Source organism: Paraburkholderia sp. AV2 (genome assembly GCF_054968425.1).
The window spans coordinates 139,172-162,176 of record NZ_JBANLK010000004.1 but is presented as its reverse complement, the minus strand read 5'-3'; the positions used below and the strand labels follow the sequence as shown (position 1 = coordinate 162,176).

At 65.4% G+C, this 23,005-nt stretch carries 24 protein-coding genes and 1 tRNA gene; 18 read left to right on the top strand and 7 right to left on the bottom strand.

Features of this window, described 5'->3' with window-relative positions:
- The 8 genes from lptA (at position 1) to V8683_RS04840 (ending at position 7,538) form a co-directional block, all read left to right on the top strand.
- Positions 1-702: a lipopolysaccharide transport periplasmic protein LptA gene (gene lptA, locus V8683_RS04875; RefSeq protein ID WP_411187200.1), complete on the top strand. Its 702-nt coding sequence runs from the start codon at positions 1-3 to the stop codon at positions 700-702.
- A complete protein-coding gene (gene lptB, locus V8683_RS04870; RefSeq protein ID WP_411187202.1) occupies positions 699-1,490 on the top strand; it encodes an LPS export ABC transporter ATP-binding protein in 792 nt (263 codons plus the stop codon). The genes lptA and lptB overlap by 4 nt, the downstream gene beginning before the upstream one ends.
- Positions 1,491-1,827: 337 nt before the next feature.
- Positions 1,828-3,342, top strand: a complete 1,515-nt coding sequence (locus tag V8683_RS04865) for an RNA polymerase factor sigma-54 (protein ID WP_411187204.1) — start codon at positions 1,828-1,830, stop codon at positions 3,340-3,342.
- A gap of 176 nt (positions 3,343-3,518) precedes the next feature.
- On the top strand, positions 3,519-3,875 hold the full coding sequence (hpf, locus tag V8683_RS04860) for a ribosome hibernation-promoting factor, HPF/YfiA family (RefSeq protein WP_411187206.1): 357 nt from the start codon (positions 3,519-3,521) through the stop codon (positions 3,873-3,875).
- Between the two features lie 375 nt (positions 3,876-4,250).
- Positions 4,251-4,706: a PTS IIA-like nitrogen regulatory protein PtsN gene (gene ptsN / locus V8683_RS04855; RefSeq protein ID WP_027795919.1), complete on the top strand. Its 456-nt coding sequence runs from the start codon at positions 4,251-4,253 to the stop codon at positions 4,704-4,706.
- Between the two features lie 136 nt (positions 4,707-4,842).
- On the top strand, positions 4,843-5,811 hold the full coding sequence (hprK, locus tag V8683_RS04850; RefSeq protein WP_411187208.1) for an HPr(Ser) kinase/phosphatase: 969 nt from the start codon (positions 4,843-4,845) through the stop codon (positions 5,809-5,811).
- Between the two features lie 159 nt (positions 5,812-5,970).
- Positions 5,971-6,864 carry an RNase adapter RapZ gene (gene rapZ, locus V8683_RS04845; protein ID WP_411187209.1) on the top strand — a complete coding sequence of 298 codons (894 nt, stop codon included), beginning with the start codon at positions 5,971-5,973 and terminating at the stop codon, positions 6,862-6,864.
- A gap of 38 nt (positions 6,865-6,902) precedes the next feature.
- A complete protein-coding gene (locus V8683_RS04840; protein WP_411187211.1) occupies positions 6,903-7,538 on the top strand; it encodes an LON peptidase substrate-binding domain-containing protein in 636 nt (211 codons plus the stop codon).
- A 33-nt stretch (positions 7,539-7,571) separates the two neighbouring features.
- Here V8683_RS04840 and mutY read toward each other — a convergent pair whose 3' ends face one another.
- Both mutY and mutM read right to left on the bottom strand, forming a co-directional pair.
- On the bottom strand, positions 7,572-8,702 hold the full coding sequence (mutY, locus tag V8683_RS04835; protein WP_411187213.1) for an A/G-specific adenine glycosylase: 1,131 nt from the start codon (positions 8,700-8,702) through the stop codon (positions 7,572-7,574).
- Positions 8,703-8,717: 15 nt separating this feature from the next.
- Positions 8,718-9,548, bottom strand: coding sequence for a bifunctional DNA-formamidopyrimidine glycosylase/DNA-(apurinic or apyrimidinic site) lyase (gene mutM / locus V8683_RS04830; protein ID WP_411187215.1), 831 nt, complete (start codon positions 9,546-9,548; stop codon positions 8,718-8,720).
- A gap of 135 nt (positions 9,549-9,683) precedes the next feature.
- Between mutM and V8683_RS04825 the strand changes: the two genes are divergently transcribed.
- From V8683_RS04825 to hisC, 8 genes are all read left to right on the top strand, one after another.
- Positions 9,684-11,534 (top strand): tetratricopeptide repeat protein, encoded by a 1,851-nt coding sequence (locus tag V8683_RS04825; RefSeq protein WP_411187217.1) that lies wholly within the window; start codon positions 9,684-9,686, stop codon positions 11,532-11,534.
- Positions 11,534-12,187 carry a lipoprotein insertase outer membrane protein LolB gene (gene lolB, locus V8683_RS04820; protein ID WP_411187219.1) on the top strand — a complete coding sequence of 218 codons (654 nt, stop codon included), beginning with the start codon at positions 11,534-11,536 and terminating at the stop codon, positions 12,185-12,187. The genes V8683_RS04825 and lolB overlap by 1 nt, the downstream gene beginning before the upstream one ends.
- Positions 12,188-12,212: 25 nt before the next feature.
- On the top strand, positions 12,213-13,115 hold the full coding sequence (gene ispE, locus V8683_RS04815; RefSeq protein WP_411187221.1) for a 4-(cytidine 5'-diphospho)-2-C-methyl-D-erythritol kinase: 903 nt from the start codon (positions 12,213-12,215) through the stop codon (positions 13,113-13,115).
- Positions 13,116-13,168: 53 nt separating this feature from the next.
- Positions 13,169-13,245: transfer RNA gene (locus V8683_RS04810), tRNA-Gln, on the top strand.
- A 134-nt stretch (positions 13,246-13,379) separates the two neighbouring features.
- A complete protein-coding gene (locus V8683_RS04805; RefSeq protein WP_027795928.1) occupies positions 13,380-14,336 on the top strand; it encodes a ribose-phosphate pyrophosphokinase in 957 nt (318 codons plus the stop codon).
- Between the two features lie 164 nt (positions 14,337-14,500).
- The gene (locus tag V8683_RS04800; protein ID WP_411187223.1) at positions 14,501-15,106 is read left to right on the top strand and encodes a 50S ribosomal protein L25/general stress protein Ctc; all 606 of its coding nucleotides are present in this window, start codon (positions 14,501-14,503) and stop codon (positions 15,104-15,106) included.
- Positions 15,107-15,249: 143 nt separating this feature from the next.
- A complete protein-coding gene (gene pth / locus V8683_RS04795; RefSeq protein ID WP_411187225.1) occupies positions 15,250-15,852 on the top strand; it encodes an aminoacyl-tRNA hydrolase in 603 nt (200 codons plus the stop codon).
- Positions 15,853-15,915: 63 nt separating this feature from the next.
- On the top strand, positions 15,916-16,983 hold the full coding sequence (gene hisC / locus V8683_RS04790; protein WP_411187227.1) for a histidinol-phosphate transaminase: 1,068 nt from the start codon (positions 15,916-15,918) through the stop codon (positions 16,981-16,983).
- Between the two features lie 92 nt (positions 16,984-17,075).
- Here the strand turns inward: hisC and V8683_RS04785 are convergent, their stop codons facing one another.
- From V8683_RS04785 to rsmD, 3 genes are all read right to left on the bottom strand, one after another.
- The gene (locus tag V8683_RS04785) at positions 17,076-17,333 is read right to left on the bottom strand and encodes a YfhL family 4Fe-4S dicluster ferredoxin (protein ID WP_411187229.1); all 258 of its coding nucleotides are present in this window, start codon (positions 17,331-17,333) and stop codon (positions 17,076-17,078) included.
- 97 nt (positions 17,334-17,430) lie between these two features.
- Positions 17,431-17,934, bottom strand: coding sequence for a pantetheine-phosphate adenylyltransferase (gene coaD, locus V8683_RS04780; RefSeq protein WP_411187231.1), 504 nt, complete (start codon positions 17,932-17,934; stop codon positions 17,431-17,433).
- A 148-nt stretch (positions 17,935-18,082) separates the two neighbouring features.
- Positions 18,083-18,721: a 16S rRNA (guanine(966)-N(2))-methyltransferase RsmD gene (gene rsmD, locus V8683_RS04775; protein ID WP_411187233.1), complete on the bottom strand. Its 639-nt coding sequence runs from the start codon at positions 18,719-18,721 to the stop codon at positions 18,083-18,085.
- Between the two features lie 232 nt (positions 18,722-18,953).
- On the opposite strand from rsmD, the gene ftsY reads away from it, so the two are divergent.
- On the top strand, positions 18,954-20,105 hold the full coding sequence (gene ftsY / locus V8683_RS04770; RefSeq protein ID WP_411187235.1) for a signal recognition particle-docking protein FtsY: 1,152 nt from the start codon (positions 18,954-18,956) through the stop codon (positions 20,103-20,105).
- Positions 20,106-20,196: 91 nt separating this feature from the next.
- On the opposite strand, the gene maiA is transcribed toward ftsY, so the two are convergent.
- Positions 20,197-20,844 (bottom strand): maleylacetoacetate isomerase, encoded by a 648-nt coding sequence (maiA, locus tag V8683_RS04765; protein ID WP_411187237.1) that lies wholly within the window; start codon positions 20,842-20,844, stop codon positions 20,197-20,199.
- A gap of 38 nt (positions 20,845-20,882) precedes the next feature.
- Complete coding sequence (locus V8683_RS04760; RefSeq protein WP_411187239.1) at positions 20,883-21,578, bottom strand: fumarylacetoacetate hydrolase family protein; 696 nt, start codon at positions 21,576-21,578, stop codon at positions 20,883-20,885.
- Between the two features lie 260 nt (positions 21,579-21,838).
- On the opposite strand from V8683_RS04760, the gene ybiB reads away from it, so the two are divergent.
- Entirely contained in the window at positions 21,839-22,801 is a 963-nt protein-coding gene (gene ybiB / locus V8683_RS04755) for a DNA-binding protein YbiB (protein ID WP_411187241.1), read from the top strand.
- Positions 22,802-23,005: the final 204 nt, after the last annotated feature.

Sequence of the window (23,005 nt, the reverse complement as noted above, 5' to 3'; positions counted from 1 at the left end):
ATGAACGTATCGCATCCCCGTCCTCCGTCCGGCGCCCTGCGCGCCGCGCGCGTGCGCCGCGCCCTTCTCGGCGCGCTGGCCGCGCTGACCACGCTGTGCGTGGCGCTGCCGCTCGCGGGCTACGCGCCCGCCGCGCATGCCGAGCGTGCCGACAAGGACAAGCCGCTCAACATCGAAGCGGACAACATGACCTACGACGATCTGAAACAAGAGACCATCTTCACTGGTCACGTGGTCGCCACGAAGGGCACGATTCTGATCAAGGCCGACAAGGTCGTGGTGACCCAGGACCCGCAGGGCTACCAGTACGCCACCGGCACGGTGGCGCCGGACACCCCCGACGCCAACCTCGCCTACTTCCGCCAGAAGCGCGAGGGCATCGACGAATACGTCGACGGCACCGCCGAGCGCATCGACTACGACGGCAAGCAGGACCTGACCACGCTCACGACGCGCGCCACGGTGCGCCGCCTGCAGGGCCTCTCGACCGTGATGGACACGGTTCACGGCAGCGTCGTCACCTACGACGGCCAGAACGACTTCTACACGGCGAAGTCCGGCAAGGACGTCGCGGGTCCCGGCAACCCCACGGGCCGCGTGCGCGCGATGCTCTCGCCGCGCAACGGCGGCGCCCAGCCGCTCACGGGCGCCTCGGTCCCGCTCGCGCCTTCGACTTCGTTGCAGGGAGCGCCGCAGCAATGAACGCCGTAACCGCTCCGCAAAGCCATGGCCGGCAACTGGCCGGCAAAACCAGCTCGCTCGTCGTGCGCAACCTCAAGAAGCGCTACGGCTCGCGCACGGTCGTCAAGGACGTCTCGCTCGACGTGAAAAGCGGCGAGGTGGTCGGACTGCTGGGCCCCAACGGCGCCGGCAAGACCACGTCGTTCTATATGATCGTCGGCCTCGTGCCGCTCGACGCGGGCGAGATCGACCTCGACGGCCAGTCCATCAGCCTCCTGCCGATCCACAAGCGCGCTTCGCTCGGCCTCTCGTACCTGCCGCAGGAAGCGTCGGTGTTCCGTAAGCTCACCGTCGAAGAAAACATTCGCGCGGTGCTCGAGCTGCAGGTCGACATGAACGGCAAGCGGCTGTCGAAAGACATCATCACGGAACGCGCCGAAGCCCTGCTCGACGAGCTGCAGATCGCGCACCTGCGCGAGAATCCGGCCCTGTCGCTCTCCGGCGGCGAGCGGCGGCGCGTGGAAATCGCGCGGGCGCTCGCGACCGACCCGAGCTTCATCCTGCTCGACGAACCGTTCGCGGGCGTCGACCCGATCGCCGTGCTGGAAATCCAGAAGATCGTGAAGTTCCTGAAGCAGCGCAACATCGGCGTGCTGATCACCGACCACAACGTGCGCGAAACGCTCGGCATCTGCGACCACGCGTACATCATCAGCGACGGTACGGTGCTCGCCGCCGGCGCACCCGGCGAGATCATCGAAAACGAGAGCGTGCGCCGCGTCTACCTCGGCGAACACTTCCGCATGTAATCCGCGCGGGGTGGCGCACTGCGCGCCCCCCGCCGTGCGGCTATGCGCCGCGCATTCCCGAATCCTCATCTCCTGTTTCCCGCTCGGCGCGCCCGTGTGCCGCAAGCACGCGCCAACGCGCGGGCAAGTACGCCCGGCTGGCGTACAGGCGGGCGGCGCTGGTGCCATGCTTGATCGCCTGTTTTCAGGTCGCATTGCCGGCTGCTTCGCGGCCCGGGACCGCTGCCTTGCCCGACCGACGATTTGGGGCCGCACCATCGCGGCGCACGCGTATTTTCGTGGATTTTGCGTGGTATCGCGGGCGTGGCAAACTCTTTACAATGAATCGCACACTGCCATGAAAGCCAGCCTCCAACTCCGCCTCTCGCAGCATCTTGCGCTGACCCCGCAACTGCAACAGTCCATCCGGCTGCTGCAGTTGTCGACGCTCGAACTGCAGCAGGAAGTGGCGACGGCGATCTCGCAGAATCCCCTGCTCGAGAACGACGACGACTGGATCGCGAGCCCGCTGCGTGTTGCCGCCGACGGCTCGCTGATCGCGCAGCCGCCCGCGCCGGCGGGCGATGGCGCGCCGGGGCCGTCCACGACCTCGAGTTCCTCGGCAAACGGCAGCGAAGGCGGCGACGGCGAGCCGCGGGGCGTGGACGAATACGACGGTCTTGGCTCCGACGCGAACGGCGACGCGAGCCAATGGAACCTCGACGACTACGGCCGCCCCGGCGGTGCCTCGGACGACGACGATCTTCCCCCGCTGCAAATCCACGAATCCACCACCACGCTGCGCGATCACCTGATGGCGCAGTTGCGCGTGACGCAGGCGAGCCCGCGCGACCGGGCGCTCATCACGTTCCTGATCGAGTCGCTCGACGACGACGGCTATCTGAGCGCAACGTGCGAGGAAATCCTCGCCGACATCCCCGAAGAACTCGAAGTCGACGGGGACGAACTGAACGCCGCCCTCGCGCTCCTGCACAGCTTCGACCCGGCGGGCGTGGGCGCGCGCTCGGCGTCGGAATGCCTCAAGCTCCAGTTGCTACGCATCGAATCGACCCCCACGCGCACGCTCGCGCTGGAGATCGTGTCGAATCATCTGGAACTGCTCGCCGCCCGCGACTTCACGCGGTTGCGCAAACAACTGAAGACGGGCGACGACGAGCTGCGCGAAGCGCATGGGCTGATCCGCTCGCTGGAGCCGTTTCCGGGCGCGGCCTACGGCAAGGCCGAAGCGGACTACGTGGTGCCGGACATCATCGTCAGGAAGATGGGCCAGAACTGGCATGCCGAACTGAACCCGGAAGTCGTGCCGAAGCTGCGTATCAACCATCTTTACGCGAACATCCTGCGCAACAACCGGGGCGACCCGGGTAGCGGCTCGCTGCGTCAGCAACTGCAGGAAGCGCGCTGGCTCATCAAGAACATTCAGCAGCGCTTCGAGACGATCCTGCGCGTCGCACAGGCCATTGTCGAGCGGCAGAAGAACTTTTTTGTGCACGGCGAAATCGCCATGCGCCCCTTGGTTTTGAGGGAGATTGCTGATACGCTGGGCCTACACGAATCAACTGTCTCGCGTGTGACAACCGGTAAATACATGCTGACTCCATTCGGGACACTTGAATTTAAGTACTTCTTCGGATCGCACGTATCAACGGACACGGGAGGCGCGGCGTCATCCACGGCCATCCGCGCACTCATCAAACAATTGATAGGAGCCGAGAACCCTAAATCCCCCCTTTCGGACAGCCGCATAGCCGAACTGCTGGCGGAACAGGGCTTCGTGGTCGCGCGGCGCACCGTTGCGAAATATCGCGAGGCACTCAAGATTCCGGCAGTCAATCTGCGCAAGTCTCTTTAGCCTGTTGCCGGCTCGACCGGCACGGGCACTTTCCGGCCGCGGCGCCATCTGGCGGCGAAGGCCGGCCGAGGTAGTCCGTCGCGCAGGCCTTTTCGGGGAAGCCTCACGCGGTTCCACCAGTCGACCGGCGTCGCCACGCATGATGCGTAAGGCGGTTATTAGCCAGGAGTTGCACTATGAACTTGAAGATCAGTGGACACCATCTCGAAGTAACGCCAGCGTTGCGAGAATACGTGATCACCAAACTGGACAGGGTGCTAAGACATTTCGATCAGGTAATCGATGGCAATGTGGTCCTCTCGGTCGACAACTACAAGGAAAAGGATAAGAGACAGAAGGTTGAAATGAACCTTCATCTGAAGGGCAAGGACATTTTCGTGGAGAGCGCAAACGGCGACATGTACGCCGCCATCGATCTCGTGGTCGACAAGCTCGACCGCCAGGTCGTCCGCCACAAGGATCGGATGCAAGGCCACCAGCACGAGTCGCTGAAGTACCAGCCCGCACCTTCCGCCGAAGTCCCCCCACAGTAATCCCCGCGAACCCGCGCTTGCTCGCGGCGGGTTCGGCCGGATCGATCAAGGTGGCCGATGGGCGACTGACGATCCGGCCCCAAACAGCATGAGCCGCCCCTGCAAGGGCGGCTTTTTCATGCATAGAGGAGAGCGAACAGTAGAACCTGGTGCAACCAGGCATTATCGGTTGCACTGATGCATGGCGCATCGCACCATCCGTCCGTACGCTTGTTCTATAATGGTCCAGTCGTTTTCGGGGCGTGACGTCCCCACGGTCCCGGCACCGGCTTCGCCGCGAGAATCACATGCGTCTTCGGGGCGTGCAGCAAGGCGCCGGATTTCGCGCCAATTGCCGGGGTGAGGAGCATTCAGGCCACGTTTTCGCCTGCCAACATGAATCGTTTAGCCAAAATACTTCCCATCGAGAACGTCGTCGTCGGCCTGTCCGTCACCAGCAAGAAGCGCGTCTTCGAACAAGCTGGACTGATCTTCGAAAACCAGAACGGCATCGCCCGCAGTACGGTTACCGACAATCTGTTCGCGCGCGAGCGCCTCGGCTCCACCGGCCTCGGTGAAGGTGTCGCCATTCCGCATGGCCGCATCAAGGGCTTGAAGCAGCCGCTCGCCGCTTTCGTGCGCCTCGCCGAGCCCATCGCATTCGAAGCGCCCGACGGCCAGCCTGTCTCGCTCCTCATCTTCCTGCTCGTGCCCGAACAGGCCACGCAGCAGCATCTTGAAATCCTGTCCGAGATCGCACAATTGCTGTCGGATCGCGAGACGCGCGAGCGTCTGCATACGGAACAGGACCGCGAAACGTTGCATCGCCTGCTCACCCAGTGGCAACCTTGATGTAACGGGCCACATCGCGCGGTACGGCCTCGCCGGGCGCCTCGCACGGAGCCTGGCCGGCCGCAGCGGCAAGCGAGCGGCGCGCGGCCCGAAACGTCGCGGCCCTAAACCCGAGTCTTCGCGGAGTCACCGACTCATGGATACTTCCAGCATCAACGCCCAAAGCATCTTCGACGACAACGCCACCACGCTGAAGCTCAGCTGGCTGACGGGGCACGAAGGCTGGGAACGCGGCTTTTCGGCCGAGACGGTGGCGACGGCCACGGCAAGCGCGGACCTCGTCGGCCACCTGAACCTGATCCACCCGAACCGCATCCAGGTGCTCGGCGACGCCGAAATCCACTACTACCAGCGCCAGACCGACGAAGCCCGCTCGCGCCACATGGCCGAGCTGATCGCCCTCGAACCGCCGTTCCTCGTCGTAGCGGACGGCATGACCGCGCCGCCCGAACTGGTCCTGCGCTGCACGCGCTCGTCCACGCCGCTCTTCACCACGCCCATGTCGGCAGCGACCGTCATCGACAGCCTGCGCCTTTACATGTCGCGCATCCTCGCGCCGCGCGCGACGCTGCACGGCGTGTTCCTCGACATCCTGGGCATGGGCGTGCTGCTCACGGGCGACTCGGGCCTCGGCAAGAGCGAACTGGGCCTCGAACTCATCAGCCGCGGCCACGGCCTCGTCGCCGACGACGCCGTCGACTTCGTGCGCCTCGGCCCCGATTTCGTCGAAGGCCGCTGCCCGCCGCTCCTGCAAAACCTGCTCGAAGTGCGCGGCCTCGGCCTTCTCGACATCAAGACGATCTTCGGCGAAACCGCGGTGCGCCGGAAGATGAAGCTCAAGCTCATCGTCCAGCTCGTGCGCCGCCCGGACGGCGAATTCCAGCGCCTGCCGCTCGAAAGCCAGACCGTGGACGTGCTGGGCCTGCCCATCAGCAAGGTGACGATCCAGGTGGCGGCCGGCCGCAACCTCGCGGTGCTGGTCGAGGCCGCCGTGCGCAACACGATCCTGCAACTGCGCGGCATCGACACGCTGCGCGACTTCATGGACCGCCAGCGTCTCGCCATGCAGGACCCGGACAGCCAGTTTCCCGGCAAGCTGATCTGACAGTACGAGTACGCGAGTACGCCGAATGCGCGGAAGGTCTGCGCACGCTTTCTGCAGGGGCGTTTGCGCCTCTGCCGGGCGGCGTCCCTTGCCCGGACCGCCATCGCCTGCGGGCGGGTCCGATGCTATGATGGCCTAATCAGGTCCATCGACTTCCCCATGCGTATCATCCTGATCACCGGTATCTCGGGTTCCGGCAAGTCGGTTGCGCTGACCGCGCTCGAAGACGTCGGCTACTTCTGCGTCGACAACCTGCCCCCGCGCCTTCTGCCGCAACTCGCCCAATCTCTCTCCGACGACGGCTACGAACGCCTCGCCGTCGCTATCGACGCGCGTTCGAGTTCGTCGTTCGAAGAAATGCCGGAGATGATGCGCGACCTCGCGCGCCGGCACGACGTGCGCGTGCTGTTCCTCAACGCGAGCACCCAGTCGCTGATCCAGCGGTTCTCCGAAACGCGCCGCCGCCATCCGCTTTCCGGATCGGCCGCACACGACGCGAATGTCGGCATGCTGAAGTCGCTCGAAGAAGCCATCGAGCACGAACGCGAGCTCGTCGCGAATCTCGCCGAGTTCGGACACCAGGTCGATACGAGCAACCTGAACGCCAATGCGCTGCGCGCGTGGGTGAAGGCATTCGTCGAAGGCGAGCGCGGCTCGCTCATGCTCACCTTCGAATCGTTCGGTTTCAAGCGCGGCGTGCCGCTCGACGCGGATCTCGTGTTCGACGTGCGTACGCTGCCCAATCCGCATTACGACCAGCGCCTGCGCCCGCTCACGGGACTCGACCAACCCGTGATCGACTTCCTGCGCGCACAGCCGGCCGTTCACGAAATGATCGACGACATCTACACGTTCGTCGCGAAGTGGCTGCCGCATTTCCGCGCGGACAACCGCAGCTATCTGACCGTCGCGATCGGCTGCACGGGCGGCCAGCATCGCTCGGTCTACATCGCCCAGACCCTGGCCACGCGCTTTGCGGGCGAATCGAACGTCATCGTGCGTCACCGCGACGCCCCACTCGATGTTGGGGAGTCGTCCCGGCTGATAGCCTAACTGGCCCGCATGCGGGCCTTGACCGAAAGCGCTCCGCCATGTCCTCGTCTCCTGCCGTGCTCGCCGATTTGCCGCTCTTTCCGCTGCATACGGTGCTCTTCCCCGGCGGCCTGCTGCCGCTGAAGATCTTCGAAGCGCGTTATCTGGACATGGTCAGCAAGTGTCTGCGAGAGCACACGCCGTTCGGCGTGTGCCTGCTCAAGAGCGGCGGCGAGGTAGCGCAGCACGACGAACCTTCGGTGCCCGAAGATATCGGCTGTCTCGCCGAGATCGAGCAATGCGACGCGGAAGGCTTCGGCATGCTGCTGATCCGCGCGCGCGGCACGCGGCGCTTCCGGCTGCTCTCGCATCGTGGAGAAGCCGACGGCCTCCTCGTCGGCATGGCCGAACCGCTGCCCGCGGACATCCCGCTCGAAGGCACGGAACGGCTCGCGCGCTGCGGCGCCTGCGCGGAAGTGCTGGAACGCATCATCGCGACGATCCGCGAACGCGATGCGGCCAGCGTGCCTTTCGCGGAACCGTTCCGCTTCGACGATCCTTCGTGGGTCTCCAACCGCCTCGCCGAAGTGCTGCCGATCGCCATGCGCGCGCGACAGAAACTGATGGAACTGCCCGATGCCGGCGCGCGCATCGACATCGTGCATCACTACATGCAGCAGCATCAGTTGCTCTGATACGCGCATCGCAGCAAACCATCGGCGCGGGCGTCAGATCAGCGAACCGCGCAACCCGTCGAGCAGTTTGCGCACCGGCGCGGGCACACCGAACGCGTCGATCTCGCGCAGCGCGACCCATGCAGTCTGCCCATCGTTGAGCTCCAGTGCCGACGTCGGCCTCATCTCGCGCGCGAGTTCGACCACGCGCGGCTCGATGTCGAGCTTGAAGTGCGTGAACGTATGCGAGAACGGCGCGAGCGGCGAAGCCTGGCCCGCTCCGCCGAACGATTGCGCACGCTCGGCGAGCGCCGCTTCGTCGGCGGCTTCAGGCAGGCTCCAGAGACCGCCCCAGATGCCGGTCGGCGGGCGCTTTTCGAGCATCACCGTGTCGCCGTCCAGCAGCACGAGCATCCACGTGCGGCGCGTCGGCACAGTCTTCTTCGGGCGCGCCGCGGGCAGTTCGCGCTGACGCCCGGTCGTATTCGCCACGCAGTCTTCCGCGAACGGGCAGCGTGCGCAGTCGGGCTTGCCGCGCCCGCACAGCGTCGCGCCGAGATCCATGAGCCCCTGCGTGTACGCGCTCACGTCCGCGTCGCTCGCGTCGGCGCCAGGCACGATCGATTCGGCGAGCGTCCACATCGCGTTCTCCACGCGCTTCTCGCCCGGAAATCCCTCCACCCCGTACACGCGTGCGAGCACGCGCTTCACGTTGCCGTCGAGTATCGTCGCGCGCGCGCCGAACGCGAACGACGCAATGGCCGCCGCCGTCGAACGGCCGATGCCGGGCAGTTCGGCGAGGCCCTCGACCGTCGGGGGAAACCGGCCGCCGTGCTCCTGCGCGACGGCCTGCGCGCAGCGATGCAGATTGCGCGCACGCGTGTAGTAGCCGAGCCCGGCCCACAGCGCCATCACGTCATCGAGCGGCGCGGCGGCGAGCGCCTCGACCGTGGGAAAGCGTTCGAGAAAGCGCGCGTAGTACGGAATCACGGTGCTGACCTGGGTCTGCTGCAGCATGATTTCCGAGAGCCAGATGCGATAGGCGTCGCGCGTGTTCTGCCACGGCAGATCATGGCGGCCGTGCTCGCGCTGCCACGCGATCAGGCGCGGCGCGAAGCTCTCGATCAGTTCGGGCGGATAGACGCCGGCAGGCAGCGCGGTGGACGTGGACGAAGAACGATACATGGCGAAACCGGAAGCTCAGCGCTGGCAGCGCGGACAGAAAAAAGTGGATCGCTGGCCCTGCACGATCTGCCGGATCGGCGTGCCGCACACGCGGCATGGCTGGCCCTTGCGGTCATAGACGAAATATTCGAGCTGGAAATAGCCGCTCTCGCCGTTGCTGCCGACGAAATCGCGCAGCGTGCTGCCGCCCTTCTCGATGGCCGAGGCGAGCACGGCGCGCACGGCGTCCGCAAGCAATTCGTAACGCGCGAGCGAGACGCGGCCCGCGGGCGTGGTTGGCCGGATGCCCGCGCGAAAGAGACTCTCCGACGCGTAAATATTGCCAACCCCGACGACGATATCGCCGGCCAGCAACGCCTGCTTGACGGAAACCTTGCGGCCGCGCGTCTCGCGGTAGAGCAGCGCGCCGTCGAAGGCCGGCATGAACGGCTCGATGCCGAGTCCCGCGAGGAGCGGATGGCCAAGCACGTCGCCCGCCTCGCGCGGATGCCAGAGCACGGCGCCGAAACGGCGCGGATCGCGAAAGCGCAGCGTAAAGTCGTCGAAGAGCCAGTCGACGTGATCGTGCTTTTCGGCGACGGGCGGCTTCGGCAGGTTACGTAGCACGCGCAACGTCCCGGTCATCCCGAGATGGACGATGAACCAGCCATCCTCGACCTCGAACAGCAGATACTTGCCGCGCCGCCCCACGGAGCGGATCGTCTGGCCGCGCAGCGCGCGCGCGAGCGCGGCCGGCACGGGCCAGCGCAGCGCGGGGTTGCGCACCTCCACGCGCTCGACGCGGCGGCCCGCAACCCACGGCTCGATACCTCGGCGAGTGACTTCAACTTCGGGGAGTTCTGGCATGTCTAACGGGTATGTTGAACGTCGAGCCGGGTGGCAAAGCGGGGTTGGTCTGCAACTTGCATAATCGGTGTGTGTGCGTTGTGCGCGTATTGTAGCCAGCGCGTTACAATCGACCGAAACATTCGACGGAATTCCATGGAACTGTCTTTCGTAAAGCTGTTTGCGAAGCGCTCGTCCGCCGTGGCGGCGCGCCTGCCCGTCGCCATCGGTGCCCGCCGCCTCATCGGCGTGGCGGTGCTCGCGGCCTGGGCGTTGACCGCACCAGGCGCCTGGGCGCAGGATCAGGCCCCCGACACGGACGACACTTCCGTCTCGATGCCGGACATGTTGGGAGAAGTGAGCGCCAACGAAAAGAAGGATCTGCCCGACGTCCCGCTGACGAGCCAGATCGTCTTCCAGGTGCTCGCCGCGGAAATTGCGCTTCAGCGCGACGAGCCGGCGCCCGCATACCAGACTTACCTCGCGCTTGCGCGCGACACGCACGATCCGCGCTTTGCGCAGCGCGCGACGGAAGTCGCGCTCGCGGCGCAAAGCCCGTCCGACGCGCTGAACGCGGCCCAGCTCTGGCAACAGTACGCCCCCGATTCGGAGCGTGCCGCGCAACTGGACGCTTCGCTGCTCGTGCTCTCCGGCCGCCCCGAAGACGCCGAGCCGCTGCTCGCGCGCGAACTTGCGGCCGTGCCGGCGGACAACCGCGGAGCCGCGGTGGTGTCGCTGCAGTTGCTGCTCTCGCGCGGCCCGAACCGCGCCGGCGGCCTGACCGTGCTGAAGGATCTGCTCAAGAACGACATGGACCGGCCCGAGGCACAGCTCGCGATCGGCCGTCAACAACTGCTCGCCGACGACGTGGCCGGCGCGCGCAAGTCGTTCGAGCAGGCGCTCACGATCAAGCCCGATTACCTGCCCGCCGCGCTGATGCTGGCGCAAATGGGCCCGGAAGAGCGCAGCGAAGGCATCGCCGCGATCGAGAAGTACGTGCAGCAGAACCCGAAGTCGCATGAGGGACATCTCGCGCTCGCGCAGACTTACCTTGCGGCCGACCGGCTCGACGACGCCCAGAAGCAGTTCGAGATCCTGCGCAAGGACAACCCGAACGACCTGATGCCGTATATGGCCCTCGCGCTCATCGCCGTGCAGCAGAAGCACTACGACGTCGCGCAAAAGAATCTGACGCAGTACACGCAGCTCGCGGAAAAAACGCCGGGCGCGGACCCGGGCCAGGGCTACATCTACCTCGCACAGCTCGCGATCGAACAGAAGGACGACGACACGGCGCAGAAATGGCTCGACAAGATCGACCCGAACAGCCAGCAGTACGTCCCGGCGCAGATCACGCGCGCGCAGATCTACGAAAAGGAAGGCAAGGTCGACGACGCGCGCCGCCAGCTCGCGAGCATCCAGACCGACGATCCGCGCGATCAGGCGCTGATCGCGCGCACGGACGCCGCGATCCTGTTCGACGCGAAGCGCTATCCGGAAGCGGAAGCCCGCCTCGCGAAGGCCGTCACGGATTTCCCCGACGACCCCGATCTCACCTATGACTACGCGATGTCCGCCGAGAAGAACGGCCATTACGACGTCATGGAAACCCAGTTGCGCAAGCTGATCAAGACGCAGCCCGACAATCCGCAAGCGTACAACGCGCTCGGCTATTCCCTCGCAGACCGCAACCTGCGCCTGCAGGAAGCGGACAAGCTGGTCGAGAAAGCGTCGGCGCTCGCGCCGAACGACGCGTACATCCTGGACAGCGTGGGCTGGGTGAAGTACCGCCTTGGCGACAACGCCGAAGCTATCAAGCTCCTGCGCAAGGCCTACGATATGCAGCCGAACGCCGAGATCGGCGCGCACCTGGGCGAGGTGCTGTGGGAGAACGGCGACCAGAGCGGCGCACGCGAGGCCTGGCGCGAGGCCCTCAAGCTCGAACCCGATAACGACACGCTCCTGAAGACGCTCAAGCGCTTCCAGGTGCAGACGAACGATCTCTGATGGCAGATAACCGATCGACCTTCCGCCCCGCCGCGCCGGTCCTGTTCAGCGCCCGCTTCCTGCGGCGCCCGGTGCTCGGTGTGGCGGCGGCCGCCCTGCTTGCGCTCGCGGGCTGCGCAACGCCGCCGCATCAGCCCTCGACCTCGAACGCGACCACCTCGCTCACCACGCAGACGACCCGCGCCTACCACGGCCGCTTCGCGGCGCAATACGTCGACCAGAATGGTCAGCAGCGCAATGCGTACGGCAATTTCGACTGGCGCGAAACCGACTCGACCGTGACGCTGCAACTGCTCAATCCGATCGGACAGACGCTTGCGATCATCACATCGTCGCCGGCGCAAGCGATGCTCGAACTGCCGAACCGTGACCCCATCATCGCCGACAACGTCGGGACGCTGATGCAGCAGGCGCTTGGCTTCGCGCTGCCGGTCGAAGGCCTGCGCTATTGGCTGCAGCCCACGGTCGCGCCCACCTCGCGCGCGCATACGACAGCCGATCCGCAAGATCCATCGCACCTCGCCCAGATCGAACAGGACGGGTGGACGATAAACTATCTCGCCTATGCCGACGCACCCGCCACCGGCGTCAAGCGCGTGAACCTCACGCGCGAAGACCCGCCGCTGGAAATCAAGCTCGTGCTCGACCAATAAACTGGCCGCACCCGCCATCCGCATCATGACTGAAACCCAGGACTCGCTGCGCGACTGCCTCGCGCCGGCAAAACTCAATCTCTTCCTCCACATCACCGGCCGCCGCCCGGACGGTTATCACAACCTGCAGTCCGTGTTCCAGTTGCTCGACTGGGGCGACACGCTGCACTTCAAGCGCCGCAACGACGGCCGCATCGCGCGCACGACCGAAGTGGCCGGCGTTCCCGCGGAACAGGACCTCACGGTGCGCGCCGCCACGCTGCTCAAGCAGTACACGGGTACGCAGGAAGGCGTCGAAATCGACATCGAAAAGCGCCTGCCGATGGGCGCCGGCCTGGGTGGCGGCAGCTCGGACGCGGCAACCACCCTGCTCGCGCTCAACCGCCTGTGGAAGCTCAATCTGACACGCGCCGAACTGCAGGCGCTCGCGCTGAAACTGGGCGCCGACGTGCCGTTCTTCGTGTTCGGGAAAAATGCGTTCGCGGAGGGTGTTGGCGAGGCACTCGAGGCGGTACAATTGCCCGCGCGTCATTTTTTGGTCGTGACGCCGCAGGTACATGTCCCAACTGCCGCGATTTTCTCGGAAAATTCGTTGACAAGGGACACAAAGCCTTGCACAATAGCAGTCTTTCTTGCACAGCAAGCGGCGCAGAAGGGATGGCCAGATAGTTTTGGCCGGAACGATATGCAAGCGGTTGTCGCAGGAAAATACGCGGAAGTAGCGCAGGTGCTTGGATGGTTTGAGAATGGCTGCAATGTCTCGAACAACATCGCACCGGCGCGGATGACCGGATCGGGTGCAAGCGTTTTTGCAGCGTTCGCCAGCCGGGCAGAAGCGGAAGCGGTGCAGGCGCAACTGCCGGATGTCTGGCGCAGCGCTGTAGCTTCGAGCCTGGACACACATCCACTCTTCGCTTTCGCGGCATAGTTTCAGCATCGTTGAGCGGCCCTACCCGTTCAGCGAAGCGCAAAGTTAAGTGTAGGGGAGTCGCCAAGTTGGTTAAGGCACCGGATTTTGATTCCGGCATGCGAGGGTTCGAGTCCTTCCTCCCCTGCCAAATATTCCAGCGGTTACAACGCAGCCGGGCACCATTGCTCACAATGCTCCGCTCAGTGGTTCGCAGTGGCAGCCGGTCGCGTCGTAAAGCGCATGTAGTTCCTCTCGCCCTCCCAAGTCCGCAGCAGGTGCATGATGAGCAGCCATGACGGCCTGATGGTTTTTACTGGCAACGCAAATCCCGCGCTTGCACAGGAAGTCGTCAAGATCCTCGGTATTCCCCTCGGCAAGGCTATGGTTAGCCGCTTCTCCGACGGTGAGATCCAGGTCGAAATCCAGGAAAACGTGCGCGGCAAGGACGTCTTCGTCCTGCAGTCCACCTGCGCGCCGACCAACGACAACCTGATGGAACTGATGATCATGGTCGATGCGCTCAAGCGCGCATCCGCGGGCCGGATCACCGCTGCCATCCCCTATTTCGGCTATGCCCGCCAGGACCGCCGCCCGCGTTCGGCGCGCGTCGCCATCTCGGCGAAGGTCGTGGCGAACATGCTGGAAATCGCCGGCGTCGAGCGGATCATCACGATGGATCTGCACGCCGACCAGATTCAGGGCTTCTTCGACATTCCCGTCGACAATATTTACGCGACGCCCGTTCTGCTCGGCGACCTGCGCAAGCAGAGCTACGAGAACCTGCTGGTCGTGTCGCCGGACGTCGGTGGCGTGGTTCGTGCACGAGCGCTCGCGAAGCAGCTCAACTGCGACCTCGCGATCATCGACAAGCGCCGTCCGAAAGCGAACGTCGCCGAAGTGATGAACATCATCGGTGAAGTCGAAGGCCGCACCTGCGTGATCATGGACGACATGGTCGACACCGCGGGCACGCTCTGCAAGGCGGCGCAGGTGCTCAAGGAGCGCGGCGCGAAGAAGGTGTTCGCCTACGCCACGCACCCGGTGCTCTCGGGTGGCGCGGGCGAGCGTATCGCCGCTTCGGCGCTCGACGAACTGGTGGTGACCGACACGATTCCGCTGGGCGCGGAAGCACGCGCCTGCGCCAAGATCCGCTCGCTCACGAGCGCGGGTCTCTTGGCCGAAACGTTCTCGCGCATCCGCCGCGGCGATTCGGTGATGTCGCTTTTCGCGGAAAGTTAAGTATTCGCGCGTCAAGCGCGGCATTCGCAAGGATGCCGCGCTTTAGCGTAATCGGCGCGAGCGGACGTAGCTTCGCGCTGCATTGTTGGGGGCCTTCAGGCGAGCCATTTGCCGAATGGGCTCCGTTTTACTGCCTGGTCGCGGGCAGTGCATTGGAGAAAAACATGAAAGTCATCGCTTTCGAGCGTAGCCAGCAAGGTACGGGTGCGAGCCGCCGCCTGCGCAATACCGGCAAGACCCCCGGCATCGTCTACGGTGTCGGCGCCGAGCCGCAACTGGTCGAACTCGATCACAACGCGCTGTGGCATGCCCTGAAGAAGGAAGCCTTCCACTCGTCGATCCTCGATCTCGAAGTGGCCGGCAAGTCGCAGCAAGTGCTGCTGCGCGACGTGCAGTATCACCCGTTCCGTCAGATCATTCTGCACGTGGACTTCCAGCGCGTCGATCCGAACAAGAAGCTCCACACGAAGGTGCCGCTCCACTTCCTGAACCAGGAAACCAACCCGGCTGTGAAGCTGGCGAGCGCGGTCATCTCGCACGTCGTGAACGAAATCGAAGTGGTGTGCCTGCCGGGCTCGCTGCCGGAATTCCTCGAAGTCGACCTCGCGAAGATCGAAGCCGGCCAGTCGCTGCACGCGAAGGACATCACGCTGCCGAACGGCGTGACGCTGGTTCCGCACGTCGAAACGGAAAACCCGGTGATCGTCTCGGCGACGGTTCCGGCCGGTGCCGTGGCGGCAGCCGAGGGTGAAGAAGCCGCCGCCGAGTAAGCGGCAGGAAAGAACCGATATCCTCTCGATCCGTTTCCCTGAAACGGTCGACGTAACCCGCCGCGGTCCGCCCCGGCGGGTTTTTTTTCGCATCTTTTCCGTGCGGTTTTTCCGCACATTTATTCCGATTCGGGCAACAGCACATGATCAGGTTGATCGTCGGACTCGGCAATCCTGGCGCCGAATACACTGCAACGCGGCACAACGCCGGCTTCTGGCTGGTGGACCAGCTCGCGCGCGAAGCCGGCACGACGCTGCGCGACGAGCGGCGCTTCCACGGCCACTATGCGAAGGCGCGCCTCTACGGCGAGGAAGTGCATCTGCTCGAGCCGCAGACCTACATGAACCGCTCGGGCCAGTCGGTCATCGCACTCGCGCACTTCTTCAAGATCCTGCCCGACGAGATCCTCGTCGCGCACGACGAACTCGACCTGCCGCCCGGCACCGTCAAGCTCAAGCTCGGCGGCGGCAGCGGCGGCCACAACGGCCTGAAGGACATTTCCGCGCATCTGACGACGCAGCAGTACTGGCGCCTGCGCATCGGCATTGGCCATCCGCGCGACCTGATTCCCGAAGGCGCACGCGCGGGCGCGAAGCCGGATGTCGCGAACTTCGTGCTCAAACCGCCGCGCAAGGAAGAACAGGATGTGATCGACGCCTCGATCGAGCGCGCGCTCGCCGTCATGCCGACATTCGTGAAAGGCGAAACGGAACGCGCGGTGATGCAGTTGCATCGCAACGGTTGAGGTCGATCGAAGGGCCATCGCGGCCCGTTTGGCGTAGTAACCGCAGCACTACAGGAGAGCGTCTTGAGTCGTTACTGGAGTGACATCGTCGGCCGTCTCGTACCGTATGTGCCGGGCGAACAGCCCGCGCTCGCGAAGCCGGTCAAACTGAACACCAACGAGAACCCCTACCCGCCGTCTCCGCGCGTGCTGGAAGCGATCCGCGCCGAGCTGGGCGAGCATGCCGAGTCGCTGCGCCGCTATCCGGATCCGGTCGCGAAGCGCCTGCGCGAAACCGTGGCCGCGCATCATGGTCTGCGCGCCGATCAGGTGTTCGCCGGCAACGGTTCGGACGAAGTGCTCGCGCACGCGTTTCAGGCCCTGCTCAAGCACGACCTGCCCGTCCTCTTCCCCGACATCACGTACAGCTTCTATCCGACCTACGCGCGTCTCTACGACGTGCAGTACCGCACGGTACCGCTCGACGAGGCCTTCGCGATCCGCATCGAGGACTACGCGCAGCCCAATGGCGGCGTGATCTTCCCGAATCCGAACGCGCCCACGGGCCACGCGCTGCCGCTCGTGCAGATAGAAAAGCTCGTGGCGGCGAACCCGGAATCGGTGGTGATCGTGGACGAGGCGTACGTGGACTTCGGCGCGGAATCGGCGATCACGTTGATCGATCGCCATCCGAACCTGCTCGTCGTGCACACGACCTCGAAATCGCGCTCGCTCGCCGGCATGCGGGTGGGCTTCGCGTTCGGCCACGCCGACCTGATCGAAGCGCTCAACCGCGTGAAGGACAGCTTCAACTCGTATCCGCTCGATCGCCTCGCGCAGGCGGCTGCCGTCGCCGCCTATGAAGACGTCGAATGGCTGCGCGCGACGAGCGCACGCGTCATGGCGGGCCGCACCCGACTCGTGGCGGCGCTCGCGGCATTGGGCTTCGAGATCGTGCCCTCGGCTGCGAACTTCGTGTTCGCGCGCCATCCCTCGCACAACGCGGCGGCCATCAACGCGAAGTTGCGCGAGCGAGAGATCTTTGTGCGCCACTTCAACGCGCCGCGCATTAGCCAGCATCTGCGCATTACGGTTGGCACCGATGCCGAATGCGACACGCTCGTCGCCGCGCTCAAGGACATTCTGGGCTAGCCAAACGGGCTACCGGGCCGCCAGGCCGGACGAGCCAATAAAAAACGCGCCTCATGAGGCGCGTTTTTTTCGTGGTGCGGCGGCGAGACGCTTCAGACGTTTTTCGCCGCCATCAGCGCGTGATACTTCTGCGTCAATTGCTCGACCGACTCCAGGTGCTCCGGATTGCGCGGAATGCATTCCACCGGGCACACCTGCACGCACTGTGGCTCGTCGAAATGGCCAACGCACTCCGTGCATTTGTTCGGATCGATCACATAGATTTCCGGACCCATCGAAATCGCGTCGTTCGGGCACTCGGGCTCGCAAACGTCGCAATTAATGCACTCGTCGGTAATCATCAGGGCCATGCTGGTCTCGCTTCTCTACTCACTGCGTGCCGGCCTGCCCGCCAGCGTCATTCACTATCAAGTCGTCCAGCAAGTTTACGCCGGTTTGGCCCTGCGCTCAGGCCTTCGTGACAGGAGCGGAGAGTGACGCGACCTTGTCCTGCAGGCGCTTTTCCACCGACGGAAACACGAACTTGCTCACATCGCCGCCCAGTTGAGCGATTTCGCGCACGATCGTGCCCGAAATGAACTGATACTGATCCGAAGGCGTCATGAACATGGTCTCGACGTCCGGCAGCAGATAGCGGTTCATACCGGCCATCTGGAACTCATATTCGAAGTCCGACACGGCGCGCAGGCCACGCACGATCACGCGCGCGTTGTTGTTGCGGACGAAATCCTTGAGGAGCCCCTTGAAGCTCATCACCTGCACGTTCGGATAGTGGCCGAGCACCTCGTGGGCAATCTCGAGCCGCTCGTCGAGCGAGAAGAAGGGCTTCTTGTTGCGGCTGTCGGCAACACCCACCACCAGCGTGTCGAAAATGCTCGACGCACGCCGCACGAGATCTTCGTGGCCGCGCGTGAGCGGATCGAAGGTACCGGGGTACACGGCGACTACCATGAGGCTTCTCCTCTCTCAACAGAATTGGGGCGCAATACGTGCAACGCACGCGATAGGCCGCCGAACCGCTCCGATCGTGGCCGGCACAGTGCGGACGCATGCACGCGCGTGACGGCCAGGCCGTCCGCCGCTTGTTATGGAACGCGCATTATTCCTCATTTTCGCGCTGCAGCAAATGATAGAAGACCGCACCTGCCTTGCCCTCGCGCACGACGCTCCAGCCCGCCAGCGCCGGCTGCGCGGCCGGATCGAGGCCCTCGCCGCACTCGACGTAGAGCCAGCCATCCGGTGCGACGAGCGGCGCGGCGAGCTCCAGCGCGCGCACGAGCAGCGCGGGCTCGCCGAACGGCGGATCGAGGAACACCACGTCGAAGACGCCCGGCGCGAGACTGGCCGCGAGGCGCAGCGCGTCGGCTTCGGCGATTTCGATGCTGCGCGCCTCAAGGCGCGCCTGGTTGGCGCGAAGCTGCGCAGCGGCGCGCGCGTTACGCTCGACCATCACGACCCGCGCCGCGCCGCGCGAGGCGGCTTCGAAGCCGAGCGCCCCACTGCCCGCGAACAGATCGAGACAGCGCAGACCGTCGAGGCGCTGGCCGAGCCAGTTGAAGAGCGTTTCGCGCACGCGGTCGGGCGTGGGACGCAGGCCGTCCAGATCGAGCACCGGCAACGGCGTGCGCTTCCAGTCGCCGCCGATGATGCGGATCGTGTGAGCACCGCCGCCGCGGGCAGCTTTGCCGGCCGCGGCCGTGCGCGCGCCTTGCGGGCGCGGGGACGTAGAACGGGACATGCGTGTTTTCTTTGGTGACGGCTTATGGGTGTCCGGGCGGCGCGCCGTGCACGCGCCGCACCCCTGATGCGCGAACGTTACCACAGGCCCGCCCGCGCGCCGCGGGGCCAACGCAACGACGCGGCCGGGGGCGCCTGATAAAATGGCGTGTTCTTTCGCGCGTTGCCGCCATTTCCCCGACGTCCGGACCGTCCGAGGTCCGGCCCGCAACGCGCTTCCACAACGCCAGATCATGTTCAGTTTCTTCAAACGATTCCGGGGCTCCAAGGCCGACGAGAGCGCGCCCGAGGGCGAAGCCGCGGATTCCGCGGCCACCGAAACCGCGCCGGTGGCGCAGACCGCCCCCGTGCCGGTCGCACGTGAAGCAGCGCAAGCTGCCGGACCCGCACACACCACCTCCGCGACCGCCGAGTCTTCCGCTTCGGTCGCCTCAGTCGACCCGGCGACAGAAATCGTCCCGCCGCCCGCGCCGGAGCCCGCCGCGAAGCAGTCATGGCTCACGCGCCTGAAGTCGGGTCTCGCGAAGACGAGCTCGAACCTCACGAGCATCTTCGTCAATGCAAAGATCGACGACGACCTCTACGAGGAGCTGGAAACGGCGCTCCTGATGTCGGATGCCGGCGTGGACGCCACCGAATACCTGCTCGAAACGCTGCGCCAGAAGGTCCGCGCCGAACGCCTCACCGAGGCCGCGCAGGTGAAGGAAGCACTGCGCCAGTTGCTGATCGACCTGCTCCAGCCGCTCGAAAAATCGCTGATGCTGGGCCGGGCGCAGCCGCTCGTGATGATGATTGCGGGCGTGAACGGCGCGGGCAAGACCACGAGCATCGGCAAGCTGGCCAAGCATCTGCAGCGCTTCGACCAGAAGGTGCTGCTGGCCGCCGGCGACACGTTCCGCGCCGCCGCGCGCGAGCAGCTCGCGATCTGGGGCGAGCGCAACAACGTGACGGTCGTGCAGCAGGAAAGCGGCGACCCGGCCGCGGTGATCTTCGACGCCGTGAGCGCGGCGCGCGCCCGCGGCATCGACGTGGTGATGGCCGACACTGCGGGCCGCCTCCCCACGCAGTTGCATCTGATGGACGAGCTCAAGAAGGTCAAGCGCGTGATCGGCAAGGCATTCGACGGCGCGCCGCACGAGGTGCTGCTCGTGATCGACGCGAACACGGGCCAGAACGCGCTCACCCAGGTGAAGGCGTTCGACGACGCACTCGGCCTCACCGGGCTCATCGTCACGAAGCTCGACGGCACCGCAAAGGGCGGCATCCTGGCTGCGATTGCGCGCCAGCGACCGGTGCCCGTGTACTTCATCGGCGTGGGCGAGAAAGTGGAAGACCTGCAGCCGTTCAGTGCCGAAGAGTTCGCGGACGCCTTGCTCGGCAGCTAGGCAACGGGGCTGAATGCAAAGCAAAAGGGGGGGCGTTCCTGCGAACGACCCCCCTTTTTTCATATCTGCGCCCCCGAAGGAGCGCCACGACTCACTCCGAATCCGGCTGCTCGCCCGGTGCGGCCTTCGCGAATGCATCGATCCGCATCGCGTGGTCGTAGATGCGCTGGATCGTCGGATAACGCGCCGTGTCGATATTGAAGCGGTTCGCGTTGAAGACCTGCGGGATCAGGCAGGCGTCGGCAAGGGTCGGCGTATCGCCATAGCAAAGCTTGCCCGTGCGTGCGTCGCTCGCAAGACGCTGCTCCAGCGTGCCGAAGCCCAGTTCGATCCAGTGGCGGTACCAGGCGTCCTTCGCGGCGTCGTCAACACCTAGCGTGTGCTTCAGGTACTTCAACACGCGCAGGTTGTCCACCGGATGGATCTCGCACGCCACTTGCAGCGCCAGCGAGCGCACGTGCGCGCGGTCGGCTGGCGCTTTCGGCAGCAGGGGCGGCTCGGGATGCGTCTCCTCCAGGTATTCGATGATCGCGAGCGACTGCTGGATCAGGTTCTGCTCGTCGTCGACCAGCGTCGGCACGATGCCATCCTGATTGATCTGCCGATACGCCGGCTTCAGTTGCTCGCCGCCCTCGCGCACCAGATGCACCGGCACGTACTCGTACGACAGGTTCTTCAGGTTCAGCGCGATACGCACACGGTACGACGCGGAACTGCGGAAATAGCTGTAAAGCTTCATGCTCTCCTCGTCAAAGCTCGTAACGGTTCGTGCCCGTCTCAGACCACGCGCAGCGCGATCTCGCCCATCCCCTCCACGCCGCCGCGCATCAGGTCGCCCTTCACCACCGCGCCGACCCCCTCGGGTGTGCCGGTGTAGATCAGGTCCCCCGCTTTCAGCTCGAACAGCGTCGAGAGAAAGGCAATCGTGTCCGCCACCGGCCAGATCATCTGCGAAACGTCGCTGCTCTGCTTGTCCTCGCCGTTGACCGAGAGCCAGATCGCGCCCTTCGCGAGCTGGCCCACCTGTTCGACCGGATGGATCGGACCGATCGGCGCCGAATGGTCAAAACCCTTCGCGGTATCCCACGGACGGCCCAGCTTCTTCGCTTCGGCCTGCAGGTCGCGGCGCGTCATGTCGAGACCCAGCGCGTAGCCATAGACGTGCGCGAGCGCGCTCTCGACGGGGATGTCCTTGCCGCCCTTGCCGATCGCGGCGACGAGTTCCATTTCGAAGTGCACATTCTTCGACTGCGGCGGATACGGAAATTCGGCGGTCGTGCCGGGGGCGACGTAGAGAATCGCGTCGGCCGGCTTGGCGAAGAAGAACGGCGGCTCGCGGTCGGGATCGTGGCCCATCTCGCGCGCGTGGGCTTCGTAGTTGCGGCCGACGCAATAGATGCGGCGCACCGGGAAGCGCTGGTCGCTGCCCGCTACCGGCACCGATGCCTGCGTCGGCTCGAAAACGTAAGTCATGGGGTTCTCCGTCTGCTTGAAGGATGGCGCGGATGGCGCGGAACTGCGTGGGCCGCGCGGGAATCCGGCAGCGGCGCGAACTGCGAGTGTAGCGCGCGGCGCCGCGTCCACGCAGCGTGGCAACCAAGCGGGGCGACTGGAACCGCCGCGCTCCGTCCGCGTGCGCGCCTCATGCGATACTGAGCGCATCCCCGTAATGCATCACGACTGCCGCCCGCCGCGCACCGCGCGCACTCCGGGCGCCTGGAATGCCGCTCTCCATGAATGCTCCCGATCCTGCCGACACCTTTTCCTGCGCCCGCTTCATCAAGGAGATCGGCCGCGGCCCGAACGGCGCGCGCGCGCTGTCTCCGGAAGACACGCAGGCGCTCTATGCCGCGATGCTCGACGGCCGCGTGTCCGACCTCGAACTCGGCGCGGTGCTGCTCGCCTACCGCCTGAAGGGCGAAACCGCGGCGGAGCTGGCCTCGATGCTGGCGGCCGCGCACGCATCGTTCGCACCGCTGGCGTCTCCCGCGGGCGACTATCGCGCCGTCTCGATCCCGAGCTACAACGGCGCCCGCAAGCAGCCGAACCTCGTGCCGCTGCTCGCGCTGCTGCTGGCGCGCGAAGGCGTGCCGACCCTGGTCCACGGCGTAAGCACGGATCCTGGCCGGGTGACGAGCGCCGAAATCTTCGCGGCGCTGAACTTCGCCGCCGTTCGCGATCATGCGGGCATCGAAGCGCAGCTCGCGCAAAAGCGCGTTGCATTCGCGCCTGTCGAAGTGCTCGCGCCGCCGCTCGCACGCCTCCTCGCGCTGCGCGCCCGTATGGGCGTGCGCAACTCCACCCATACGCTCGTGAAGCTGCTGCAGCCGTTCGCGCAGCCGGGTCTGCGGCTCGTCAACTACACGCACCCGCCCTACCGTGAAAGCCTGAGCGCATTGTTCGCGGCGCATCCCGATGCCGCGACGGGCGGCGCGCTGCTCGCGCGCGGCACGGAAGGCGAAGCGGTCGCCGACACACGCCGCCAGGTCCAGGTGGACTGGCTGCACGACGGGATCTGCGAAACGCTGGTCGAGCCCGAACGATCGTCGCCCGACGCGCCCGAAGTGGCGCTGCCGGAAGGCCGCGACGCCCCGACGACCGCCGCCTGGATCGATGCCGTGCTGCGCGGCGAGGCGCCGGTGCCCGGGGCGATCGCGCGGCAGGTCGAGACGATCAAGCGCATCGCCAGACGCTAACTCGCTGTTGACACGCACAGTCGTCCTGTCTTACATTGGCCGAATGCGTTCCTTTCCGAACACCCTCCGAATTACCTTCGGCCGCCTAGCGGCCCTATCGCTACGTCTAGCGTAAGCCAGGCGTAGCGCTGCGCGACCGCCTCCTCCGCGAGGTTCCCCGGTCCGCAGTCCTCCCAAGCCGTTCCCGCAGTACCCCAAACTCGC